The following is a 23,658-nucleotide window of genomic DNA, read 5'->3' as shown; positions in this document are numbered from 1 at the left end:
CCCCATCACGATGTCAGTAGCAGTTCGGTTGAAGAAATTCGCGTATCGACCAGGGCTGAGAGCCCGACGATCGTCGGGTTCGCGAAGTATTCCCAGAGCGACACCGTCACGCCGAAGCGCTCGCGGATCCGGTCGAGCAGCACCGGCACCAGCAGGGAATGCCCGCCTGACGCGAAGAAGGTGTCGTTCGCCGAGAAGGCGGCCTTCGCCTGCCCCGGCTCGTCGCCCAGCAGTTCCGACCAGAGCTCGGCCATCGCCCGCCCGGTCTCGCTTTCCGGCACGCCGGAGGCTCCGGCGAGCGAACGGGCGGGGTCCGGCAGCGCGCGCCGGTCGATCTTGCCGCCCACGTTGCGCGGGAGCTCGCTCAAGGTGGTGAACGACACCGGCAGCGTCGACTTGCCGAACCGGCGGCGCAGCCCGGCCCGCCACAGGCTCGCCGGCGCGACCTCCTGCTCCACCGCCGTCGCGTGCGGCACGACGTACGCCACCAGGCGGGTCACCAGCCCTTGGGGGTCGGCGACCGGGACCACCGCGCACTCCGCGACCGACTCCTCATCGGCCAGCGCCGCCTCGATGTCGGTGAGCTCCACTCGCGTGCCGTTGAACTTGATCTGGAAGTCCCTGCGCCCGCCGAACTCCAGCGTGCCGTCCCACCGCCTGCGGCCGAGGTCACCGGTCCGGTACCAGCGGCCCACGCTCCCTTCCGATCCCGCAAGGTCATGGACCGGGCGGAAGGCGGAGACCTCGCCTGAGGCGGCGCCGGCGTAACCCGGGGTCAGGTAAGGGCTGTGGATGACGATCTGACCGGTGACGCCCGGCGGGCAGGGCCGGTCCCGCTCGTCCAGCACCAGGACCTGGCGCCCGGGGATGGACGTGCCGATCGGCACCGTTCCGTGCGCCGGACCGGCGACCTCGTGCCAGGTGGCCAGGATCGACTCGGTCGGTCCGTACATGTTGACCAGCCGCGCCCAGGGAAAGGCCGAGCGCAGCCCGTTCGCCAGCTCTCCCGGCAGCGCCTCGCCCGCGAGCAGGAGATGGCCGAGGGCGATGAGCCGCTCCACCGGTCTGCGCTCGTTGACCACGCCGAGCAGCCGCCGCGCGAAGCTCGGGACGGTCTGGAAGTGGGTGATCCGTTCCGCCGAGAGCCAGAGGGCGATCCGCTCGGGGTTCGCCCTGATCCGGTCGGGCACCGGGCACAGCGTCGCGCCCGCGGTGAGCGCCGCGAAGGCCTCGACCAGGCTCGCGTCGTACCCCGGTGCCGCCCACTGCGCCACCCGCGCGCCCGGCCCGATGCCGAACTCCCCGGCGAACCAGGTGACGAACTGCGCGAAGGTGGCATGCGACTGGGGGATGCCCTTGGGCCTGCCGGTCGAGCCTGAGGTGTAGGTGACGTAGGCCGGCTCGCCCATCTCGGTACGAGCGGACGGCACGTCGCCGTCACGGTCCAGTCCGGTGATGTCGAGCAGCCGGCCGCCCAACTCTTCCACATACCAGGTGGCCAGCTCGTCGCCGGCCGACTCGCCGTCCAGCACCACGCAGGCCGGCCGCAGGTCGGTGAGCACCGCTCTGCCGCGCTCGCCCGTGTCACCCGCGCCGAGACAGACCAGGCGCGCGCCCGCGTCCAGCACTCCGAGCGACGCGGCGATCTGGCCGGGCCCGGATGACATGCGCACGGCGACCGGCAGGCCCTCGACCCCGCCGAGCGCACGCAGCGCCAGCGTCACCGCCGCCGCCTCGCGTTCCAGCTCGCGGTAGGTGACCGTGTAGCCGTCCGTCGCGATCGCGACCGCGTGCGGGTCACGCCGAGCGCACTGGTGCACCAGCTCGTGGACCGGCCGCTCGGGGATGTCCGCGCCGGTCAGGTCCGCCTCGCGTACGGCCGCGAGCACGCTGTGCGGCTCTTCCAGCGGCAACTCGCCGACCGGCAGGTCCGGCTCGCGCAGCGCCGCGGAGAGCAGGGTGCGCAACTGGCCGAGAATGAGCCGCGCGGACGCGTGGTCGAAGAGGCTCTCGCGATACCGCAGGGATCCGGTGACCGAGGAGCCGGGCCGGTCGGCCGTCAGCGTCAGGTCGGCGCCCGTGAGGCCGTCATCGGCCCGCAGGCGCCGGACCTCGGCGCCGGGGAGCCTGAGCTCGGACTCGGGGGCGTCGTGGTAGACGAACACGGCGTCGCACAGCGGGAGCCGCCGCGGGTCCCGATCGGCGTTCAGCGCTCGCACCAGCTGGTCGAAGGGAAGCCCTCTGTGGTCGAGCGCCCCCGCCGCCGTGGCGGCCACCCGCCCGGTCAGCTCACGGAAGGTGGGACCGCCCGAGAGGTCGGCGGGGAGGACCAGCAGGTTCTCGAAGGGGCCGATGAGGTCGCGGAAACCGTCGCCGGGGCGAACCGTCACCGGCACGCCCACCGCCACGCGCTGCTCACCGGCGTAGCGGCAGAGCAGCGCCTGGAATCCCGCCAGCAGGACGGCGAACGCGGGCTTCCCCTCCGCCCGGCAGAACCCGGCCAGGGCGCCTGCGAGGTCCTCGCCCCAGTCGAACCGCGCCACACCCTCCTGGAGTGACGGCGCCGGAGGGCGCGGACGGTCCACCGGCAGGGCAGGCGGGGGTGGGAGCGGCGTCAGTGCCGAGACCCACCAGTCCAGCACGCGCCGGTGCCGGGGCGTGTCCAGCCGCCGGCGCTGCCTGCGGGCGTAATCGACATACTGGAACGGAAGAGGGAGAAGGGAGCCGGCCGGCGACCGGCCCTCCACCGCCGCCGCGTAACACGCGGAGACCTCGTCCACCAGGATGGACATCGAGCGGGCGTCGCTGACCGCCCGATGCGTCTGCAGGCACACCATGTACTGAGAGGCGCCCACCCGCGCGACGGCCACCCGGGCGAGCGGCCCCGTCGCCAGGTCGAACGGCATGGCCGCCTGCTCGGCGCGCCACCGCTCGGCCTGCCAGGCGAGCGCGCCCAGATCGGTGAACGGGACGGCGGCCCGGCCCGCGGCGGCGATCTCCTGCACGGGCCGCCCGCCGGTCTCGGCCAGGGTGGTCCTGAGGATCTCGTGCCGGCGGGTCACCTCGTGCCACGCGGCGCCCAGGGCCTCCAGGTCCAGCTCGCCGGTCACCAGGTAGGCCCTGGACAGGGTGTGCGCCGGCGAGCCGGGGACCAGCCTGTCCAGGAACCACGCCCTGTCCTGTGCGTGGGACGTCACGGCTCGCCAGGGGTGGGACCCACGGGTACGAGATGCCTCGGTCACTCATGTTCCCTTCGAGGTTCGGCGACGTGAGACGACCTTCAGAGGGCGGGGACCTTCGCCTTCTCCCCGGTCCAGGTCCAGTGGCCCTTGGCCTCCCGGACCTTGGACAGGCCCGCCGCCCCCAGCAGCACGCGCAGGAGGAACTTCGGCCGCATCAGCGTCTCGGGCCGCTCCACCTGGCCGGCCACGCGGAAGTAGGCCGCGGTGACCCTGCTGTCGCGGGCACCCGCCCGGTAGATGAGGTTGGTCATCACCTGCCGCATGCGGATCGAGAACGTGCGCTTGCCCTCGACGCCGGGGAAGCCGAGGTCGACGGCGTGCGTGACCTCCCACGGCGGGTCGATGACGTCGCGCGCGAGGTCGCGGAAGTACTGGAGCGGCTGCGGGGCGGCGCCGCTGTGCAGGTGGTCGCGCATGGTCAGCGCGGACAGCGCCGCGACCGTCATGCCACCGGCGTAGATCGGGTTGAAGCAGGTCACGGCGTCGCCGACCACCAGCAGGCCGTCGGGGAAGCGGTCCATGTCCTCGTACCGGCGCCGCAGGGTGGTCGGGAAGCGGAACGCGGTCGGCTCGTCGAGCGGCTCGGCGGCGATGACGGCCTCGTAGATCTCGGGGATGCCGAGCGACTTGACGAACTCGAAGTAGCCCTGCTGGTCGGTCGGCGGGTGGTCGCCGAGGATGCCGTAGACCGTGAGCTCGACGCGGCCGCCGTCCGTCTTGGTGAAGATCGCACCGCGGGGCAGCTTGGGGTGGGCGATGGTGTTGATCGACAGGTCGCCGTCGTAGGGGTCGGTGCGCAGCCGGTAGTGCTGGGTGCCGTAGCCGAGACCGATCTTCTTGCGGTCCTCGACGACCCGCTGGTAGCCCAGGTCCTCCAGCCAGATGGGGGTACGGGAGCCACGGCCGGTGGCGTCGACGACGAGGTCGGCGTCGATGATGTCCTCGCCGCCGTCGGTGGCGATGCTCTGCACGCGGACACCGGTGATCTTGCTGCGCTCCGGCGTGGCGACCAGGCCGAGGATGTCGTGCCGCTCGCGGAAGGTCACGTTGCCCAGGGCCGCCGTCCGCCGGCGGACGTGCTTCTCCAGCATCGGCCGGCTGGCGGCGACGCAGATCATGCCGGCGGGCTCCTGCCTGAGGTGCTTGCCGAGGGCGTACCAGCGGACGGTCCCCGCCAGGTCACCCTGGGGCGTGCCGTCGTCGAAGATCTCGGTCGTGATCCCCGGGTACATCTCCTCCATGGCCATCTGGCCGCGGGTCATCAGCCCGTTGATGTGACGTCCCTGCGGGCAGCCGCGTCGCGGCCCCTCCACGTCGATCAGCTCGTCGCGATCGACGATGACCACCTCGTCGTAGGCATCGGAGAGCACTCTGGCCGCGAACAGTCCGGCAAGGCTTCCACCGAGCACCACCGCGCGAGTCCCTGACACATCGCCCATTACGGGTTACCTCCTCGGAATTCCGAATTTGCATCGGGGGTCGGCTGCGCGGCTTCTGTCGACGGTCGTATATGACCAGCCATTGCCTGTCCCCGGGGACCTTACGACTCGCCCGAATTCCACCGGCCGCTCGTATCGGTCCTCACTGGTACATCGTCACGCCCGGCCGCTCCCCACCGCATCTCCTGGAATGCTGCGGCACGGCGGCGACGCATTTATCGCCCGGCTCCCCTGGAAATCCGGTGACCTGAAAGGACGCCGGGCCCTGCGGATTCCGGTTCTCATGGAGAAAGGGAGAACCGTCCAGAGGAAAGGGAAATCACCGGCGGAAGGGGCTGGGTCCCGGAACGCCGCCGGCCGCGCCCGGGGACGGGCACGGCCGGCGAAGGTTCGGCATCCGATCAGAAATGCGGGTCCACGATGCCGAAGCGCGCCATCGCGTACTCGCGGCTGGCCATGCTGGACAGATAGATCGAGACTCCGGCATGGGTGTGGAGCGTGGACATGTCCCGCCACACGCGCTCCACGCGCTCGCCGTTGCGCACCGAGCTGGAGCCGGCGGTCGGGAACAGGTACTGCTGGACGGCGTTCCAGCTCAGCTTGACCACCTCGCGGCCGATCCCCGCGAGCCGCAGCTCCTGCTCGCCGGTGAACGCCGCCGAGCCGCGCGCGCAGGTGTCGATCCACTGCTGGAGCGCGCCGGTGATGGCGGTCTCCGCCGTGGCGATCATGCCGGCCGCCTGGCCGTACCAGTACTGGAAGTCGGGATTCTCCGCGCGGCCGGTGATCGGCGGGAACGAGGTCGTCCGCGACCGCATGAGGTCCTCGTAGGCGTCGAGCGCGCCCAAGGCCATGCCCACCGCGAGCACGGCGCTCTCCAGGATCATGAAGCTGAGCGGCCCGCCTCCGTACTGCGGGTTGCCGTGCAGCGCCAGCCCCGGCGTGCCCTCGGTCACGGTCACCTGGCTCAGGTGGGTGTCGATGGTGAAGTAGTCGGGAATGCGGGCGTTCTCGATCACGATGCTGTGCGACCCGCTGCCCTTGAGGCCGAGCTGCCCGCCCCAGTCGTCCAGGCGCCTCCACTGGCTGCGCGGGGCGATGAACAGCATGGGTACCGGCGGCTCGCCCTCCGCAGGCGAGACCAGCACGTGGCCGAGGAAGTGGGTGGCGTAGGGCGAACCGGAGCAGTAGCTCCACATGCCGTTGATCACCCAGTCCCCGTCGGCGGTGCGCTCGGCGGTGCCGCCCGGCATGATCGTGGCGGGACAGATGAAGTCGCCGTCGAAGATCTCGGCCTGGGCGCGCTCGTCGAACAGTGTGGCCACGGCCAGCGCGTGCGCGGCTCCGAGGCAGTACATCCATCCGGTCGAGGGGCAGGCCCGGGTGAGCGTCATCACCACGCGCATGAAGGTGTCGACGCCGAGTTCGTAACCGCCGTAGCGGCGGGGGACGAGTATCCGGTAGAGGCCGGCCCTGGCGAACTCCTCGTGGGTGTCCTCGGCGTAGAAGGTGCGCTCCTCGGTCTCCGCCTGCCGCCCTATCAGCGATGGGGCGATCGCCTCGGCCCTGGCGATGATGTCCTCCGGCGTGGGAACCAGGTCCGGCGGTAGAGCGATTCCCTGTTCGCGAACGTTCGTGATGACTGCCATGCCGCAGGTCCTTTGTCTCAGGGTGATCGGCTCAAGACAGCGTCACATCCACCCGCTTCACGACGCATCTCCCGAAGTGCGATGTGACGCCCCCGCGAACCGGGCGCCTCTCAGGTCCCGCTGCGACACGGAAACGCACGTTGGAAGAAGACACGGGCCGCAACCGATGAAAGGCTCGGATCGGTGGGCATCTCGCCATCGCGGGAACCGGCGAGCGTGCGCGCGCGTACGGCCCGGCGGAGGACGTGCCCACCGGGTGCCGGTGCGGGTGGGCCGCTCAAAGATGTGCACCACGTAACTGGAGCGGAACCAACGGTTCTGGGAGGGTGGCTCTGACCCCTCCCGGCAGATCCGGAAAGGACGGCACGATGAGCGACATCGCGATCAGTCGCACCTTCGACGCGTCACGCGAGACGGTGTGGAAGACCTGGACCGAGCCCGAGCGCTTCGCCGCGTGGTGGGGAGGCGAGGGATTCACGACGCCGGTGGACACGGTGTCCATGGACGTCAGGCCCGGCGGCATCTGGAAGGCCACCATGGTCGCCGACGACGGCAGCGCCGAGTACCCCTTCCTCGGGATCTACACCGAGGTCACGGAGCCCGAGAAGCTGGTGTTCGCCTTCCTCGACGCCGCCGACCCCGAGGCCGAGGCCAAGGCCAAGGCGGCCGAGGTGGCCGCCGACGAGCTGGTGGTCATCACCTTCACCGACCTCGGAGGCAAGACCGAGATGGTGTTCAGCCAGACCGGTACCCCCGAGGACAAGGTCGAGGAGGCCGAGGCGGGCTGGGGCGGCTTCCTGGACGCCCTCGTCCAGCACCTGGCGAAGGCCTGAGCCACCAGGCGGACGCGGACGGCGAGGACCCCCAGCGACGAGCGGGAAAGGGCAGGACCGGCGGTGCCGGTCCTGCCCTTTTCGGTGTCGCCCTCCCGCCCGGCGTGGAACAGAGCAATCGCGAAGATGCGTCCGCCTCGCGCGGAGGAAATCATTCAAGATGAAACCGTGTTTCCCGATGATCTTACTCGGGTGCCGCCCTGGGCTATCTGCCGAACGGTCCAGCCGCTCACTTGTCGGCGATGAACGCGAGGGACCGATTCGCGCACGCGTGAACGATCGGGACGCCATGCCCTGAAAGCAGGAGGAATCGAGTGAAGAGCAAAATCGTCGTCGATGTCTGGGTACCCGACCTCACCTTTCCGGGCTGGATGGACCGGTGGCACGATCAGGCCGCGGAATTCAACAGAAGGCATCCCGAGTACGAGATCAAGGTGCATGGGAAGAACTTCTGGCATTTCCCGCTGGAGGTCGCGCAGGCCGCCGCGGAGGGGCGGGCTCCCGCCATCGCCGAGTACTACTTCTACGTCGGGCAGGCGGCCCGCGACGCGATCGCGCCGAACGGCGAGCCGCTGTTCACCTCGATCGAGAAGGCCATCAACGGCCGCACCGAGATCCTCGGTGAGCCGGTCGTGATCGATGACATCATCCCGGCGCTGCGCGACTACTACACCTACGAAGGCGACCTCACCTCCATCCCGACCGTCGGCACGACGAGCCTGCTCTTCGCCAACACCGACCTGCTGCGGGCCGCCGGAGTGGAGGAGCTGCCGCAGACCTGGGACGAGGTCGAGGCCGTCTGCGACGCCGTCGCCAAGATCCCGAACGGCCCGTCCCACGCCATCACCTGGTCCAACCACGGCCTGTTCTTCCAGCAGGCCCTGGCCTCGCAGGGCGGGCTGTTGGTGAACAACCACAACGGCAGGACCGGCCGGGCGACCGTCGCCGACCTCTCCTCGCCGGAGATGCTGACCTGGGTCGACTGGTGGCGGCAGCTCCACGCCAAGGGCCACTACCTGTACACCGGCAAGATCCCGGACTGGGCCGGCACCCTCAAGGCGTTCGCGGACCAGCAGGTCGCGATCAGGATCTCCTCCTCCAACGACGTGAACTACATGGTGCAGGCCGCCAAGATGAACGGGTTCGGCATCAAGGTGGGGGTGTTCCCGTTCAACGGCCACGTCCCCTACGTCGGCAACGCGGTCGCGGGCACCTCGCTGTGGATGGCCAACGGTCTCGACGACGCCGCCCAGGACGGGGCGCTGGCCTTCCTGATGTGGATGCACAACCCGCGCAACGCCGCCGACCGGCACAAGGCCAACAGCTTCATGCCCCTCACCCAGGCCTCGTTCGACCTGCTGGAGGAGGAGGGCTGGTTCGAGCAGCACCCCTACCACCGGGTGGCCAGCGACCATGTCAACAAGTTCCCCTCCCGCGCGTACCGGAAGCGTGACCGCGTGAGCGGCGTGCCGATCTCGGAGGGGGCGCTGTTCGGCGACTTCGCCGGGAACCAGGACGTCATGACACGTGCGATGGGGGACGTGCTGTCCCGCGGCGTCGACCCGGTCGCACGGTTCGCCGAGGCCACCATCGAGGCGCAGATGCTCCTGGACGACTACCACGCGGACCGCCTCGACGGCGGGCTCAGCAGGCCTACCAGCCTCAGGGTGGAGCACTTCGCGGAGGCCGCGGCGGGACGCGACTACTCCGCCGCCGACCTGGAGAAGGTCGTCAAGCTCAACGGCTGACCCAGTCTCTTTACGGCCACCCGCCGGCTCCGGCCGGCGGGTGGCCGTACCCGTCTCTGGGAACATCCGCCACGACGGCGCCGGCCGTCGCCACGGTGTCCGGCCCCGGCGAGGTCCCAAGGACCTGGACGGCCCGCCGATGCCGTGAGCCTCAAAGGACGTGAACGGCGGGCCGTCGATGCCGTGACGGCCCGCCGTCGTGACCCCCTGTCACCCTTGACCCCGGACAACGCAGACGGGCGGCCCCGGGGTCTCCCCCGTGACCGCCCGATCTCCCTCTGACTCGCCGATCAGGTGTCCGACGGCGTGCCGTCAGCTCGCCTTGCGGGCCACCGCGATGAGATAGCCGAGCTGCGGCACCAGCCCCACAGGGGACCGGAAGACCTCGAGCAGCGGGGCGATCTCCTCGCCGTACCGCGCCACCAGCTCGTCCCAGCGCTCGTCGATGGCGGCGATCACGCGGTGAGTGGTCTTCTTGGTGTGCTTGCTGATGTCGAGCAGCTCCACCAGCTCCAGCCCGGACTCGGCGACCAGCGCCCGGTAGCCGTCCAGGTCGAGCAGGGGGCTGGCCTGCATCTGCTCCATGAAGCTGCGTACGGACCTGTCGTCTTCCTCGCTCATCGGGCCGGTCCGCAGCTGGTCGGTCAGGACGACCCGGCCGCCCGGCCGGAGCACGCGGCCGATCTCGCGCAGGGTGAGCAGCCGGTTCATGTGCATCAGCGACTCGAACACCCACACGACGTCGAAGGAGTCGTCGGCGTACGGCAGGTCCAGGGCGTCGGCGTAGGCGAAGGAGACGCGGTCGGCCACACCCTTCTCGGCCGCCCGGCGGTTCGCCTCGTCGATCTGGGCCTGGTTGTTGGAGATGCCGACGATCTCGGCCGGCGTCGCCTCGGCCAGCCGGAAGGCGGAGGTGCCGATGCCGCATCCGATGTCGAGCACCCGGCCTCCCTGGCCGAGCTCGGACTTCTCGATGAGCAGATCGGTCATCCGCTCGGCGGCGACCCGGTTGGAGCTCTCGTCATCCTCGGAGTGCCAGTACCCCTGGTGGAAGTTCTCGTCCCACACCTCGATGAGGATGAGGTTGGAGATGTCGTAGTACTCGGCGGTCCCAGCGGAGCTGGGAGAAGCCTGGTCGGTGGTCATGTCGGCTCCATTACTGATCGACTAGATGTCTCGCGGCGCGCCGGGCGCGCCGCCCTCATTCCGGCCGCTGGGCCGTGATGATGATGAAGGTGCCGGGCCGGGACTCCTCGTGCACCACCAGCCCCGCGTCGGTCAGCCACCGCTTGATGTCGCCGGGCTCGAAGAGCTGCATCCCCTCCTGGTGGCCGGGGAAGTAGTGCGAGGCCTGGAAGTAACGGGCGATGGGGTCCTCGGCCATGTTGAAGGTCAGCAGCGTGAAGGTGCCGCCAGGCCGCAGGCACCGGCCCACTTCGGCGATCGCCGCCGCGGCGTGGTCGGGGAACGCCTGCAGGGCGTTCCAGCAGATCACCGCGCCGAGGCTCGCGTCGTCGAAGGGCAGGACGGCCGCGCTGGCCATGACGGCCGGCACCTCCACCAGCTTCCTGCGCAGCGCCGAGAGCATGGGCGGGTACATGTCGAGCGCGATCACGCGCTCGGCGCCGACCGCCTCGGTCAGCATGGCCGTCCAGGTGCCGGCGCCGGCCGCGAGGTCGAGCACCGGTCCCGCGACCGGACGCACGTGCTCCAGGATGTAGCTCTTCTCGTCGGCGGGCGTCACCTGGCCGCCCCAGTTGCCGCCGGCGATCCGCAGGAAGTTGGGCCGGGCGTACGCCTCGTAGAACAGCCCCATGCTCGGCATCTCGGCGAGCCTGTAGAGGAAGTCGTCGCCGTTCCTCTCGGCGCCTTCCAGAAGGTTGAGGATGCCACCTGCGACCGCGTACTCCGTCGAGCATCCGGTGCACCGGATGCCCTCGGAGGCGAAGTCCAGCCCGGCGTGGCAGCTCGGGCAGCGGAACGCGTCCGCGTGCCGGCCGAACGCCTCCACGTCGAGGCCGGGCAGCGGCTCGTTCGCATCGCGGGGAGGTACAGAACCGGTGACCACGGGGGCCGGCGTCCCGTTGCACACCGCCCAGTACGCCTTCGCGCCCGCGTGCGCCAGCACCGTCCGCGTGTCCTTCTCCCAGTTCGACTGGATCTGCTCCGCCGGGAGCGCCCTGATCCAGCTCTGGTCGAACTCCCGCTCGTCGCCGTCCATCAGCGCCCACACGGCCGGGGAGGGGAAGACCCTTCCGAGGACCGGGTTGTCGGGGTCCAGCCGGTCGAGGGCGCGCTCCAGGCGGGTCAGGTCGTCCGCGTCGAGCTCCCGCCCCGCCGCGACGGCGAGGATACGGTCACGGTCGTCGGGGAAGTGCGCCACCAGGTAGGCCAGTGCCGTCGACAGCGGCTCCCCGTTCGGGCTGCGGCTCCACAGGTCGAGGTACAGGTCGAGCCCTTCCCGGACGGCGGCGGTGACCTCGCCTGCCGCCGGGTACTCCGCCTCGGCCAGCAGGCCGAGCAGGACGACCAGGTGTCCCTTCCGCTCGTCGTCGACCTCGGCCAGCTGCGCCACGAGCTCGGGCACCGCGGGCAGGGCGAGGCCGGTCAGGGCGCCGTCGTTCCACAACGCCTTGACCAGCGGCCCGTACTCCGCTCCTGCGCGGCCGGGGTCCGCGTCGGTGAACGACCTGACCAGTTCGGCCACCGTGGAATGGGCCGTGGAAACACTCATGTGCGCGTCCTTTCATGATGGGATGTGGCCGCCTGGCCGGCGTCGCCCCGCCCGCCCGCCGGACGACCGATTCGCGGGACGGCGTGCCCTGTCAACGGCGAGGTTTGCGGGCGGAGACGATCACGTACCCGATCTGGTGCTTCCTGGGCGCGAAGAAGCCCAGGTGCGACTGGGAGAATCCCGCGACGGCGTCCTCGCCGAACTTGGTGGCGACCTCCTGGCGGCGGCCCATCGCGGCCTTGAGGTATTTGGCCTTCCTGCCGAACACCCGCGGGCCGCACTGCGTGTACTCCTCGATCTCGAAACCGGCGCTGCGCGCGTGGTCGAGCCATTCGGCCAGCGTGGGCAGCGTGTGCAGTTTCAGGCTCGCCATGAACTTGGCGACCCTCTGCGGATCGGAAGAGGATTCGAGGCTGAAATCGGAGAACGACACCCGGCCGCCGGGGCGGAGCACCCGGAAGAACTCCTTGAACACCTGTCGCGGATCGGGGGCGTTCTGCAGCGATTCGAGGGCGAGCACGGCGTCGAACGACTCGTCCGGGTAGGTGAGTTCGGTGTAGTCCCCGTACTGGAAGCGCACCATGTCGCTCACGCCGGCGGCAGCGGCCCTGCTCTTCGCCTTCTTCAGCTCGAATGCGCTCACCGTGATCCCGGTGACCTGGACGCCGAAGGTGTCGGCGAGATAGACGGCGGTGGCCCCCGGCCCGCACCCCGCGTCCAGGACGTGCTCGCCGGCGCGAAGGCCCATCGTGCCGGTGACCTTGCGGCTGATCCTGTGGACGGCCTCCGTGAGTGGGGCACCGTCATCCTCGTCGTACCAGTACCACATGTGCAGCTGGCCGTCGCGGAGCTCATCTCCGATGGGCGACTGCTCGTCGTAGTGCTTTCCGACGTCGGCCGGACTTATGACTTCATTCCCCATGAACACGTCGCTCCCATCGAGCGGCCATATGACTGTGGGCGGGTTGACGCGGCCGGCTGGGGCCCGCCGGGAACACCTGCAACTCATGGTGAGCGCAGGACGCCCTGGCCACATCTCCGAAAGTGCCGTCCTGCCAGGGCCGTCACGCCGATCCCCGCATCCCGTCACGGCGCGGGACGACACCGCAATCGAGGAGATGCCGCGGCCGGTGGCCCCGTGTGAGGCTGGCACACGGCCCAACGTGAGAGCACGACCGTTGTCCACCGTGTTACCGCACCCACCGCCGAGCTGGAGGCACGTCACTCATGACCACAGTCGACGAGCGGGATACGCAAATCGCGCTGCCCGGAGACGAGGCGTTCGAGAGCGCGACACAGGTCTTCAACCTCGCCGCGCCGGCCAGGCCCGCGGCCGCGGTGACCGCGCGCAACGTCCAGGAGATACGAGCGGCGATCCGCTACGCGGAGTCGCATCGGCTGTCGGTCCGGGTGCACACGACCGGGCACGGCTCTCCCACGGCCCGTCCCATGCACGACGCCGTGCTTATCCGCACCCGGATGGAGGGCGGCGTCGACGTCGACGAGGCACGCCGCGTCGCGCGCGTCCCCGCCGGAACACCGTGGGGCGCGGTGGTCGCGGCCACGGCACCCTACGGCCTGACCGCGCCGCACGGCTCGGCCGAGACCGTGGGCGTCGTCGGCTACCTGCTGCGCGGCGGGATGAGCTTCTACGGCAGGAAGGTCGGGGTCGCCTCCAACAGCGTACGGGCGATCGAGCTCGTGACCGCCGACGGCGAGCTGCGCAGGGTGGACGCCACTTCCGACCCGGAGCTGTTCTGGGCGCTGCGCGGCGGAGGCGGGGGCTTCGGCGTCGTCACGGCCATCGAGATCGGGCTGTTCCCCGCCGCCAGAGTGATCACCGGAGCGGCGTTCTGGACGTTCGCCGAGGCCGCGCGGCTGCTGTCGACCTGGCGCCGGTGGACCCTGGACGCGCCCTGGGAGGTCACGACCTCGGTGCGCGTGATGAACCTGCCGCCGATCCCCGAAATCCCGGCCGCACTCACGGGCGGGCCGGTACTGTGCGTGGACGGTGTGGTGCTCGGCGAGACCGAGGACGACCTGCCCGCCGTCCAGCGGCACGCGGAGGCCCTGCTCGGCCCGCTGCGGGCCGTGGCCGAGCCGGTGCTCGACACCTGGCAGTCGACCACGCCGTCCGCCGTGCTGGAGGCTCACATGGATCCTTCCGATCCCATCGCCATCCACGGCGACCACATGCTGCTCGACGAGATCGGGGACGAAGGCGCCGCGGAGTTCCTGCGGGTGACCGGCGAGGGCTCCGGTTCGCCGTTGATCGCGGCGGGACTGCGGCAGCTCGGCGGCGCGTACTCCGTCCCGAACCCCGCCGGCGGCGCGCTCGACCACTTCGATGCCCACTACGCCTACTCGGGCGCGGGAGTGGTCGACGGCCCGGCCTCCGTCGATGAGATCGCACGCCACTGCGCGGTCATCCGCCAGGCGCTCTCCCCCTGGGACACCGGCCGGACCGCGCCCAGCTTCGTGGAGGGCTACGAGCAGCCCCAGGGCCATCTCGGCCACGAGCAGATGGTCGCCGCCGACCGGGTCCGCGCGCGAGTCGACCCCTCCGGCCTGTTCCGTGATGACATCTCGCCCAACGCGTCGGCGGCCGGCTGAGCGCCGGAAACCAGTGGAAAGGCATGAGCGGCGTACAGGTATTACCCCTGGAAGATGTGCTCTAAAATCATTTTCGACGCCGGATGCCGGCGCATATCGATCGCCGGAACGCTGCGATCGATGGGCGTCTTCGCCAATCCGCTGCATAATCGGCAGAAAGCGGCCGAGGCGGACATGAATCCCCACAGGAGCGCATCATCGGCGTTGACTTTCGGTACTGTTTTTGGTCGGATAGGCTATTGACAACAAACAATAGGAGGTTCCGTTGAGTAAAGTAGTCGCAGTAGTATACGCATCCCTGGACGGGGTGATCGATAATCCCGAATGGTCGATGCCGTACTTCAACGATGAGGCCGGCGAGTACGCCGGCAACCAGGTCGAAGGGACCGGTGCCCTTTTACTGGGGCGGGAGACCTACGAAGGCTTCGCCGAGGCATGGCCCAACATGCCCGACGAGGACGGCTTCGCGACCAAGATGAACACCCTGCCGAAGTACGTCGTCTCGACGACCCTCAAGAAGGCCGAATGGGGCCCGGTCACGATCATCAGCAAGAACGTCGCGGAGGAGGTGTCCAAGCTCAAGAAGAAGTACAAGAAGGACATCCTGATCTACGGCGTCGGCCGGCTCGCGTACTCGCTGCTCGACGAGGGGCTCCTCGACGAGCTCCAAATCTGGGTCCACCCGATCCTGGTGGGCAAGCCGAAGGGCGGCGGCGGCCTGCTGGCCCTGGAGGGCACCAACGCGCCTCTGGAGCTCCTGGAGGCGAAGACCCTGAGCACGGGCATCACCATCCTCCGCTTCAAGCCGGCCGAGAAGGAAAAGGAATCCGCCAAGTAGCGGTGAGCAGGCGGGGGCATGTGTCAGCCCGATGACGGGCGGCTCGCGAAGACGCTGAACCGACGCGTGTCCCCTGCCGGCGGCGCGTAGCCGCACCCGAACGACGGCGCCAGGACTTCCCTGAAGGAAGCCCTGGCGCTTTTGGTCGTGGCGAGGAGTGCGGGTCAGATGCCCGCCATCGCGGCGGAGGTGGCCGTGGCCGCCAGCGTCGGAGGCCGGGCGCCCAGGGCGGCGATCTCCACCCGGGTGTGGTCGCCGACCACCATGCAGTGGCTCGCCTCGCCAGGGCTCGCCGGGCCGACGACCGCCGAGCGGCCGATCAGCGAGCCGAGCAGGCCGGAGACCTCCGAGATCAGCGCGCCGCGGAGCACGATCGAGTCCGCGAGGTGGGTACGACGCAGCGTGCAGTCGTCCCCGATGGAGGTGTACGGCCCGACGTAGCTGTCCTCGACCACGGTGCCCGCGCCGATGATGGCCGGGCCCTCGATGCGGGAGCGCACCACCCGGGCCCCCGGCTCGATGACGACCTGGCCCTCCACCCAGCTCGCGGCGTCCACCTCTCCCCCGACGGCGGGACGCAGCCCGGCGAGCATGTGGCGGTTGCACGCGAGGACGTCCTCGGCCTGCCCTGTGTCCTTCCAGTAGCCTGCGTACTCGCTGGCCCTGACCTCGGCGCCGTGGCCGAGCAGCCACTGGACCGCGTCGGTGATCTCCAGCTCGCCGCGGGGGCTCGGCTCGATGGCGGCCACGGCCTCGTGGATGGCGGCGGTGAAGAAGTAGACCCCGAGCATGGCGAGGTCGCTGCGCGGCCGGCGGGGCTTCTCCACCAGCCGCCGCACGGCGCCCCGCTCGTCCAGCTCCACCACGCCGAAGGCCCGCGGGTCCGCGACCCTGCGCACCACGACCTGCGCGGCCGGGCGCAGGGCCCGGAACTCCGCGGCGATCTCGCCGACCCCGTCGGGAAGCATGTTGTCGCCGAGGTACATCACGAAGTCGTCGTCGCCGAGGAACGAGCGCGCGAGCGTCACGCAGTGCGCGAGGCCGAGCGGGCGGTCCTGCGGAAGGTAGGTGACGCGCAGGCCGAAGCGGGCGCCGTCGCCGATGACATCGGCGATGTCGGGCGCCCGGTCCCCGACGATGACGCCGACCTCCCGCACGCCGAGGTCGCGCACGTTCTCGAGCACGTACTCGAGCACCGGCTTGTTGGCGATCGGGATGAGTTGCTTCGGCATCGAGTAGCTGAAAGGACGCAGGCGGGTGCCGGACCCGCCTGACAGGATAAGAGCCTTCATCACCGTCCCTCTCGTCGGGAAGGCATGGCCCGGCTCAGCCACGCCGCCGGTGCTGGGCGGTCCGCTTCTCCAGGTCCTGGACTATGCCGGCGGGCTCGGGCTTGGCCTGCCACTCGTCGTACAGTGCCGTCGCGCCCGCCTTGAAGGACGGCTCTTCCAGCACCCTGACGATCTGCGCCCGGATCTCCTCGGCCGACTGGGTCTGGTGGTTCAGGCGCATGCCCGCCCCGTGCTTGGTGACGTACTCGGCGGCGATCGGCGACAGGATGTGCCTCTGGGGGATCGAGAACTCGGTGTCGGCTCCCTGCCCGGTGACGATCCTGCGCTGCGGCTCGTCGGTGTCGGTGACGAGCTGCGGCAGCTTGTTGACCAGCGAGGCCCAGAAGGTGCCGCTCGAACCGTGGTTGATGCTCGCCGAGCAGGTCGGCAGGAGCTGGACGAGCGGCACGTAGTCGACCGTGCGGACGTTGCCGGGGATCGGGGGCAGTCCCTCAAGCTGGTCGGCGTTCAGCGTGGCGACCAGCTCGATGTCGAGGTCGGCCACGGCCTCCAGGATCTTGGGGGTGCGCCACTCGCCCTTGTTGTAGGCACGGGTCGAGACGCCCAGCGACAGGGCCACGCGCGGCTTCTCCGGCCGCGCGTACAGCCACTCCGGCTTCTCGGCCCCGCCGTTGTAGGGAATCCACCGGACGGGCATCGAGGAGATGTCGGCGGACAGGCGCATCTCGCGCGGCATCGGGTCGATGGTCCACTGCCCGACCAGCATCTCGTCGTCGACCTCGATGCCGTACCGCTCGGCCAGCGGCCGCATCGCCGCCGCCACCGGGTTGTCCTCCGGGGTGACACCGGCCCGGCCGTTGTGCTCGACGAACCTCTCGAACGCCCAGCCGCTGTAGTCGGGGGCCATGAGCATCCGCGCGTGCGCCGCGCCGCAGGCACGCGCCGCCACCGCGCCCGCGGGGAACCACGGGTCCCAGAGCACCAGGTCCGGCTGCCAGCTCCGCGCGAACTCGATGAGGCTCACGTTGTCCTCGCTCGGCTCCGGCGGGAGGTGGAACCGCACCCCGATGAGCAGGAACTGGTAGTACACGTCCCAGTGGTCGCGCTCGGCGGGGTCGATCTCCAGCACCTTCGCCAGGCGCTCCATCTCTTCCATGTCCGTCACGAGATCGGGTCTCGACCAGCTCTCCAGCGACTTGGGCGCCGGGTCGCCGCAGACGACCGCGGTCAGGCCCGCGGCGGTGATGTGCTCGGCGGTACCGGGAGGGCAAGCCACGCAGACCTCGTGCCCCGCGTTCTGCAGCGCCTGGGCGTACGGGACCACCGGGTACAGGTGGGCCATATGAGGCCAAACGGTTAACATGACTCGCATTGCGATCTCCTTGGAACGTGGCATCTCTCGTGGGGTTGCGGTCGCGGGTCGGGCGGTCCGAGGCCCGTCCGCCTCGGGTGGTGCGGAAGCCGGTCAGACCGAGGAGACGGCGAGCGAGGCGCTCCCGGTGACGTTCATCCCGCGTACTTCCACGAACTCCTTGATCGAGGCGACGACGTAATCGATCATCTCGTCCGTCAGCCCCGGGTAGACCCCGACGTGGAAGGTCTGGGTGGTGATGATGTCGGTGTTGGTCAGCTCTCCGACCACGCGGTACGGCTGGTCGGCGTAGGCGGGGTGACGGATCAGGTTGCCCCCGAACAGGCGGCGGGTGCCGATCTTCCGGTTCTCCAGGAAGTCCACCAGTTCGGCGGTGGTGAACGGCGCCTCCGGGTCCAACGTGATGACGAAGCCGTACCAGCTCGGGTCACTGCGCGGCGTCGCCTCGGGCAGCAGCAGGTACGGCACGCCGTCGAGGCCCTCGCGCAGCCGCCGCCAGTTGCGCCGCCGCGCCGCGCAGAAGTCGTCGAGCTTCTCGAGCTGGCTGAGGCCGAGGGCGGCCTGCAGCTCGGTGGCCTTCAGGTTGTACCCGACGTGGGAGTAGATGTACTTGTGGTCGTAGCCGGCGGGCAGCGTGCCCATCTGGTAGCTGAAGCGCTTGAGGCAGGTGTTGCTCTCGCCTGGCTCGCACCAGCAGTCACGGCCCCAGTCGCGCAGCGACTCCACGATGCGCGCGAACAGCAGGTTCGAGGTGAGGACGCAGCCGCCCTCGCCCATCGTCATGTGGTGCGCCGGGTAGAAGCTCACGGTCGTCATGTCGCCGAACGTGCCGGTCGGCTCGCCGTCGTACTTCGAGCCCACGGCGTCGCAGTTGTCCTCGATGAGGAACAGCTCGTGCTCGGCGGCGAGCTCGGCCATCGCGGCGACCTCGAAGGGGTTGCCGACCGTGTGGGCCAGCATGATCGCCCGGGTCTTCGGCCCGATGGCCTGCGCCACCATGTCGACGGTGGGGTTGTAGGTACCGAGCTCGACGTCCACGAACACCGGCACGAGGCCGTTCTGCAGGATCGGGTTGACCGTGGTCGGGAAGGCCGCCGCGACGGTGATCACCTCGTCGCCGGGGCGCAGCCGCACCTCCTGCAACCGGTGCGAGGTGAGGGCGGAGACGGCCAGCAGGTTGGCCGAGGAGCCCGAGGTGGTCAGGAGCGCCTTGCGCCGCTTCAGCTTGCGCGCGAACACCGACTCGAACTTGCGGGCCTTCTGCCCGGCCGCGACACGCAGCTCCATGGCCGCCTCGACGAGCGCCACCCGGTCTTCCACGTCGTGCACCGCGCCGGTCGGCCAGATCTCGGTGACGCCTGGGACGAACTCCGCCTCGGCCTGGATGTCCTGGTGGTACCTGCGGACCTCTTCGAGGACTCGTGCCTTGTGGTCATTCATCTCCGGTCCCTCAGTCGTCGGGTCGACAGCGCTCGATGGTCTTCCAGACATGCCGGTGCTCGTGCTTCCGGGACGACGGTGCCGGTGGACTCCCTGCCGCGGCACGCGGACCGCTCATGGCCCGGATCGGGCCGGACGCGAGAACGATCCGGCGGTGTCCGAGCCGGAGAACAGAAGAGCACCCTCTCCGGTCACACCACCACAGGATCGTCTCCGGTCCCTCCGCGCCGCATCTCCTGAAGTGCGGTGAGGCGAGGAAGGAGACCTGGTGATGCACACGCTGTTACGCCCTCGCAATCCAGGAGATGCGGTTTCGGAGGGACGCCCCTGACGATGTGCCAGAGGGGACGACCCAGGGCGGTCGATGCCCGCGCGAGAACAAAGTGCCGCGCCCTGACCCCCAGCGATCGAGTCATCACTCTCGACGGGAGCGTTCATGCGTTTTCTACGTGACCATCAAAGTCCCAAAGTGGCGGTCGTCGGCCTCGGCTATGTCGGCTCGTGCTTCGCCGCGATCCTCACCGACCGTGGCTGTGATGTCATCGGCGTGGACAACGACTCGCGGCTGATCGAGGAGCTGTCGAGCGGGTACTGCCGCTACCAGGAGGACGGGCTCCCCGCTCTCCTCTCCGCCGGGATGGAGTCCGGGCGCCTGCGGGTGACCACCGACTACGCCGCCATCCGCGCCGCCGACGTGGTGCTGATCGCGGTCGGCACGCCGGTGCGCGCCGACGGCTCCCTGGTGGACGAGCAACTGCGCGGAGCGTGCCTCGAGCTGAGCCGGCACGTGCGCGAGGGCCATCTGTTCGTGCTGAAGAGCACCGTCCCCCCCGGAACGACCAGGAAGCTCGTCCTGCCGATCCTGGAGGCCGGCGGCCTGGTCTGCGGCCAGGACTTCGGGCTGGCGTTCACGCCCGAGCGGTTCGCCGAGGGCACCGCCCTGCGCGAACTGCGCAGGCTGCCGATCGTCGTGGGCGGGATGGACGCCGACAGCACGAAGGACGCGGCGGAGTTCTGGCGCCGCACCTTCGACGTCGAGGTGTCGGAGCTCGGCTCGCCGGAGTCCGCCGAGATCGTCAAGCTGGCCGACAACTGGTGGATCGACCTCAACATCGCGCTCGCCAACGAGCTCGCGAAGTTCTGCGCCCTGTTCGACGACGTGGACGTGCTGGAGGTGATCTCGGCCGCCAACACCGTGCCCAAGGGCGGCGGCAAGGTGAACATCCTGCTGCCCAGCGTCGGCGTCGGCGGCTCCTGCCTCGTCAAGGACCCGTGGATGGTGTGGCGGGCCGCCCGCGAGCACGGCCTTGAGATCCTCACCGCGCCGATCGGCCGCGAGGTCAACACCGGCATGCCGGAGTGGACGGCCCAGCAGATCACCGACGGGCTGCTGCGGCTCGGCAAGGACCCCGCCACCTCGACGGTCGCGGTGCTGGGCCTCGCGTTCAAGAACGACACCGGAGACCTGCGCGCGACGCCGGTCGAAGGCGCCGTCACCGCCCTGAAGAAGGCCGGTGCCACGGTTCGCGTGTTCGACCCGCTGGTGGACCCGGTGCTGGCCGAGGAACTGCTGGACCTCAAGCCGGCGGCCACCCTGCACGAGGCCGTCCAGGACGCCGACTGCCTCGCCCTCATGACCCTGCACAGGGAATTCGAGGACATCGACTTCGGCGAGCTCCCCGTCACCACCTCCTGCCTCGTCCTGGACGGGCGCGCGTACTTCCCGCAGGAGAAGATCGCCTCGCTGCGCCGTCTCGGCTACGTCTACCAGGGGATCGGCCGGTGAGTGCGGCCCGCGCCGTCGTCACCGGAGGCTCCGGCTTCATCGGCGGCCATCTGGTCGAACGCCTCATCACCCGCGGCGACGAGGTGACCGTCTTCGACAGCGGGCCGCTTCCCGAGCACCAGCGGCTCGCCCGCGCCCACGCCCGGCAGATCCAGGGCGACATCCGCGACCGGGACCGCCTCGCCGAGGCGATCACGGCCGGGACCGACGTCGTCTACCACCTGGCGGCGGTCGTCGGGGTGGACCAGTATCTGGCCCGGCCTCTGGACGTCATCGACATCAACTTCACCGGCACGCGTAACGTGCTGGAACTGGCGGCCCAGGCCGGCGCCAAGGTCGTCGTCGCCAGCACGAGCGAGGTGTTCGGCAAGAACCCCGCCGTGCCGTGGCGCGAGGACGCCGACCGGGTCCTCGGCCCCACTTCCGTCGACCGCTGGACCTACTCCTCCGCCAAGGCGCTCACCGAGCACCTCACCTTCGCGTTCGGCCGCCAGCACGGGCTGGCGACGACGATCGTGCGCTACTTCAACGCCTACGGCCCCGGGCAACGCCCGGCGTACATCCTGAGCCGCAACGTCCACCGCGCGCTCAACGGGCTGCCCCTGGTGACCTACGACCAGGGCACGCAGACCCGGTGCTTCACCTACGTGGGCGACGCCATCGAGGGGACCCTGCTGGCCGCCGACGGCCCGGGTTCCGCCGGTGAGTCGTTCAACCTCGGGAGCATGGTCGAGACGACCGCCGGCGACGCCATCGAGCTGATCGCGGACCTGTCCGGCACCGCGTCGGCCACGGTCTCGGTGGACACCCGGAAGAAGATCGGGGCGGCCTACGAGGACCTGTCACGGCGGATCCCCGACAACGCCAAGGCGCGCGACGTCCTCGGCTGGGAATGCGGGACCTCCCTGCGGGACGGGCTCGCCAGGACCATCGCCTGGGCGCGGGAGAATCCCTGGTGGCTGGCGCTCCCCGACAGCGGTGCCGCCTGACGCGTTCCTGCGGGCGACCTGCGTGATCGGCCCTCACGGTGGTGACTCCACCGCGAGGGCCGATCGCTTTTCTCTGTACAGGACCGGGGCGGGGCGGCCTTCCGTGGATCGGCACGCCCGCACCGGCAGGGCGTCAGACGGGGACCTTCGGGCTCGGCACCTCCTGCTCGACCGCGCCGACCGGCACCTGGGGCACGGTCGCGACGGGCTTCTTGGACCGGCTCCAGTGCCGCATCGTGGGCTGTTCCACCAGCTTGAAGAGCAGCCAGCCGGCCACGATGTTGATGGCGATCAGGCCGATGAGCAGCACGGTGCCGCCCAGCAGGCCGTAGGACGCCTCACCGATGACCGTGGGCCGCAGCCAGAACAGCACCACGCCCTGGGTCATGAAGAAGCCGAAGGACACGTTCCCCAGCCAGACCATCGGCCTGCTGCCCATCACGGTGCGAACGCCGTCCAGGTTGCGCGAGGCGTAGGTGCCGATCGCCAGACCGAAGGGAACCGCCGTGACCAGGAAGAGCATGAACGGCGACGGCACCGTCAGCGCGGCGGCGTACCCGATCACCAGCAGGACGAGCACCGGGGCGAGGCCGATCCTCGGCCAGCGGCCCCGCATCACGATCTGCGCCAGGATCATGCCGAAGATGAACTCCATCAGGCGCGCGGGCGGGAACATGTAGCTGAACCAGAACTGCGGCATCGAGAGCGCCTCCCCCGGGTAGCGAGGCGCGTCCGGGATCAGCCAGAGCGTGACGACGCAGATCGCGGCCATGCCGGCGACCGCGGCCCCGGCCCACAGCCACAGGCGGCTGTCGGCTATCCGCCTGATCGGGATGATCAGCAGAGGGAACAACAGGTAGAAGAGCATTTCCACGGTGAGCGACCAGGCGGGCATGTTCGCCCCGCCCCAGTATTCGGGGTTGGACGAGTAGGTGTTCACCAGGAACAGGTTCGGCAGGCCGAACAAGGGGGTGTACGCCCCTGCGAACAGCAGCATCGCGAGAGCCCAGGTGACCACGTGGTTGGGGAACACCTTCACGAGGCGGCGGCGCAGGTACGCCGTGGTGCGCTGTCCTGGACGGGACGACCAGGTGATGACGAACCCGCTCAGGATGAAGAAGAAGGAAAGCCCAATGGTTCCGCTCGGAGAGAAGAACCAGATGAGGTTCTCCGTGAGCGTCGGGTCGCTGTAGGGCACGGCGGGAGTCTGGTTGCCGGGGGTCAACGGGAAAACGGCGTGGCACAGGAAGACGGCGAGCGCGGCCAGGAACCGCATTCCCGTCAGCGCCGGCAGATCGCGTGAGCGCTCCGGCTTCGCGCTCGATTCAACGGATGACGCTGTCAAGGTGAGGACTCCTCTTTCTCGATGGTTTTGCGGCCGGTGATCCACGTAGGCCGAAAAGCAACGCGAGGACCACGGCCCGCGCCCACTCATATCTCGGTCTCCTGTCACCGGATGGCGTCCCAGTCACCCAGTACTTCCGGACGGCCGGCTCGCGAAAAATAGAACTCTCTACGCGTATGATTCGCGCGGAAACGGCGCCGCCGCATCTCCACGATTGCTTGACTGTGCCCTCGACCGAATTGAACGGCTCTCTCGCGCGCGGATTCGGGGCCGTCCCACGACGGAGCCGCCCCGCCGGCCGGGGACGTGCGGCCGGTCGGCGGGGCGGCGCGAGGCCG

The 23,658-nt window shown here is 69.7% G+C and carries 16 protein-coding genes; 6 read left to right on the top strand and 10 right to left on the bottom strand.

What is annotated here, in order from left to right; translation table 11 throughout:
* Positions 1 to 5 precede the first annotated feature (5 nt).
* The 3 genes from ABD810_RS06935 to ABD810_RS06925 form a co-directional block, all read right to left on the bottom strand.
* Complete coding sequence (locus ABD810_RS06935) at positions 6 to 3,242, bottom strand: non-ribosomal peptide synthetase (protein WP_344935748.1); 3,237 nt, start codon at positions 3,240 to 3,242, stop codon at positions 6 to 8.
* A gap of 38 nt (positions 3,243 to 3,280) precedes the next feature.
* The gene (locus tag ABD810_RS06930) at positions 3,281 to 4,681 is read right to left on the bottom strand and encodes an NAD(P)/FAD-dependent oxidoreductase (RefSeq protein WP_344935746.1); all 1,401 of its coding nucleotides are present in this window, start codon (positions 4,679 to 4,681) and stop codon (positions 3,281 to 3,283) included.
* A gap of 401 nt (positions 4,682 to 5,082) precedes the next feature.
* Positions 5,083 to 6,330 carry an acyl-CoA dehydrogenase family protein gene (locus ABD810_RS06925; protein ID WP_344935741.1) on the bottom strand — a complete coding sequence of 416 codons (1,248 nt, stop codon included), beginning with the start codon at positions 6,328 to 6,330 and terminating at the stop codon, positions 5,083 to 5,085.
* Between the two features lie 368 nt (positions 6,331 to 6,698).
* On the opposite strand from ABD810_RS06925, the gene ABD810_RS06920 reads away from it, so the two are divergent.
* On the top strand, positions 6,699 to 7,163 hold the full coding sequence (locus ABD810_RS06920; RefSeq protein ID WP_344935737.1) for an SRPBCC family protein: 465 nt from the start codon (positions 6,699 to 6,701) through the stop codon (positions 7,161 to 7,163).
* A 314-nt stretch (positions 7,164 to 7,477) separates the two neighbouring features.
* Complete coding sequence (locus tag ABD810_RS06915; RefSeq protein ID WP_344935734.1) at positions 7,478 to 8,911, top strand: extracellular solute-binding protein; 1,434 nt, start codon at positions 7,478 to 7,480, stop codon at positions 8,909 to 8,911.
* A 312-nt stretch (positions 8,912 to 9,223) separates the two neighbouring features.
* On the opposite strand, the gene ABD810_RS06910 is transcribed toward ABD810_RS06915, so the two are convergent.
* From ABD810_RS06910 to ABD810_RS06900, 3 genes are all read right to left on the bottom strand, one after another.
* Complete coding sequence (locus ABD810_RS06910; RefSeq protein ID WP_344935731.1) at positions 9,224 to 10,057, bottom strand: SAM-dependent methyltransferase; 834 nt, start codon at positions 10,055 to 10,057, stop codon at positions 9,224 to 9,226.
* Positions 10,058 to 10,112: 55 nt separating this feature from the next.
* The gene (locus ABD810_RS06905) at positions 10,113 to 11,645 is read right to left on the bottom strand and encodes a class I SAM-dependent methyltransferase (protein WP_344935729.1); all 1,533 of its coding nucleotides are present in this window, start codon (positions 11,643 to 11,645) and stop codon (positions 10,113 to 10,115) included.
* 91 nt (positions 11,646 to 11,736) lie between these two features.
* Entirely contained in the window at positions 11,737 to 12,567 is an 831-nt protein-coding gene (locus ABD810_RS06900) for an SAM-dependent methyltransferase (protein WP_344935727.1), read from the bottom strand.
* Positions 12,568 to 12,872: 305 nt separating this feature from the next.
* On the opposite strand from ABD810_RS06900, the gene ABD810_RS06895 reads away from it, so the two are divergent.
* Both ABD810_RS06895 and ABD810_RS06890 read left to right on the top strand, forming a co-directional pair.
* On the top strand, positions 12,873 to 14,258 hold the full coding sequence (locus ABD810_RS06895) for an FAD-binding oxidoreductase (protein WP_344935724.1): 1,386 nt from the start codon (positions 12,873 to 12,875) through the stop codon (positions 14,256 to 14,258).
* 265 nt (positions 14,259 to 14,523) lie between these two features.
* Positions 14,524 to 15,096 (top strand): dihydrofolate reductase family protein, encoded by a 573-nt coding sequence (locus ABD810_RS06890; protein WP_344935722.1) that lies wholly within the window; start codon positions 14,524 to 14,526, stop codon positions 15,094 to 15,096.
* Positions 15,097 to 15,260: 164 nt separating this feature from the next.
* Here the strand turns inward: ABD810_RS06890 and ABD810_RS06885 are convergent, their stop codons facing one another.
* The 3 genes from ABD810_RS06885 to rfbH form a co-directional block, all read right to left on the bottom strand.
* A complete protein-coding gene (locus ABD810_RS06885) occupies positions 15,261 to 16,388 on the bottom strand; it encodes a glucose-1-phosphate thymidylyltransferase (RefSeq protein ID WP_344937530.1) in 1,128 nt (375 codons plus the stop codon).
* Positions 16,389 to 16,422: 34 nt separating this feature from the next.
* Complete coding sequence (locus ABD810_RS06880; protein ID WP_344935720.1) at positions 16,423 to 17,760, bottom strand: nucleotide disphospho-sugar-binding domain-containing protein; 1,338 nt, start codon at positions 17,758 to 17,760, stop codon at positions 16,423 to 16,425.
* 93 nt (positions 17,761 to 17,853) lie between these two features.
* Entirely contained in the window at positions 17,854 to 19,200 is a 1,347-nt protein-coding gene (gene rfbH / locus ABD810_RS06875) for a lipopolysaccharide biosynthesis protein RfbH (protein WP_344935717.1), read from the bottom strand.
* A gap of 436 nt (positions 19,201 to 19,636) precedes the next feature.
* On the opposite strand from rfbH, the gene ABD810_RS06870 reads away from it, so the two are divergent.
* Together ABD810_RS06870 and ABD810_RS06865 are read left to right on the top strand one after the other, a co-directional pair.
* Positions 19,637 to 20,986, top strand: coding sequence for a nucleotide sugar dehydrogenase (locus ABD810_RS06870; RefSeq protein ID WP_344935715.1), 1,350 nt, complete (start codon positions 19,637 to 19,639; stop codon positions 20,984 to 20,986).
* Positions 20,983 to 21,975 carry an NAD-dependent epimerase/dehydratase family protein gene (locus ABD810_RS06865; RefSeq protein WP_344935713.1) on the top strand — a complete coding sequence of 331 codons (993 nt, stop codon included), beginning with the start codon at positions 20,983 to 20,985 and terminating at the stop codon, positions 21,973 to 21,975. The genes ABD810_RS06870 and ABD810_RS06865 overlap by 4 nt, the downstream gene beginning before the upstream one ends.
* A 133-nt stretch (positions 21,976 to 22,108) precedes the next feature.
* Here the strand turns inward: ABD810_RS06865 and ABD810_RS06860 are convergent, their stop codons facing one another.
* A complete protein-coding gene (locus tag ABD810_RS06860; protein WP_344935711.1) occupies positions 22,109 to 23,320 on the bottom strand; it encodes an acyltransferase family protein in 1,212 nt (403 codons plus the stop codon).
* Positions 23,321 to 23,658: the final 338 nt, after the last annotated feature.

The organism is Sphaerisporangium flaviroseum, from assembly GCF_039537005.1.
Lineage (GTDB): Bacteria > Actinomycetota > Actinomycetes > Streptosporangiales > Streptosporangiaceae > Sphaerisporangium > Sphaerisporangium flaviroseum.
Note: the sequence above shows the minus strand (reverse complement) of the source record. Positions and strands in the feature narration are given on the sequence as shown.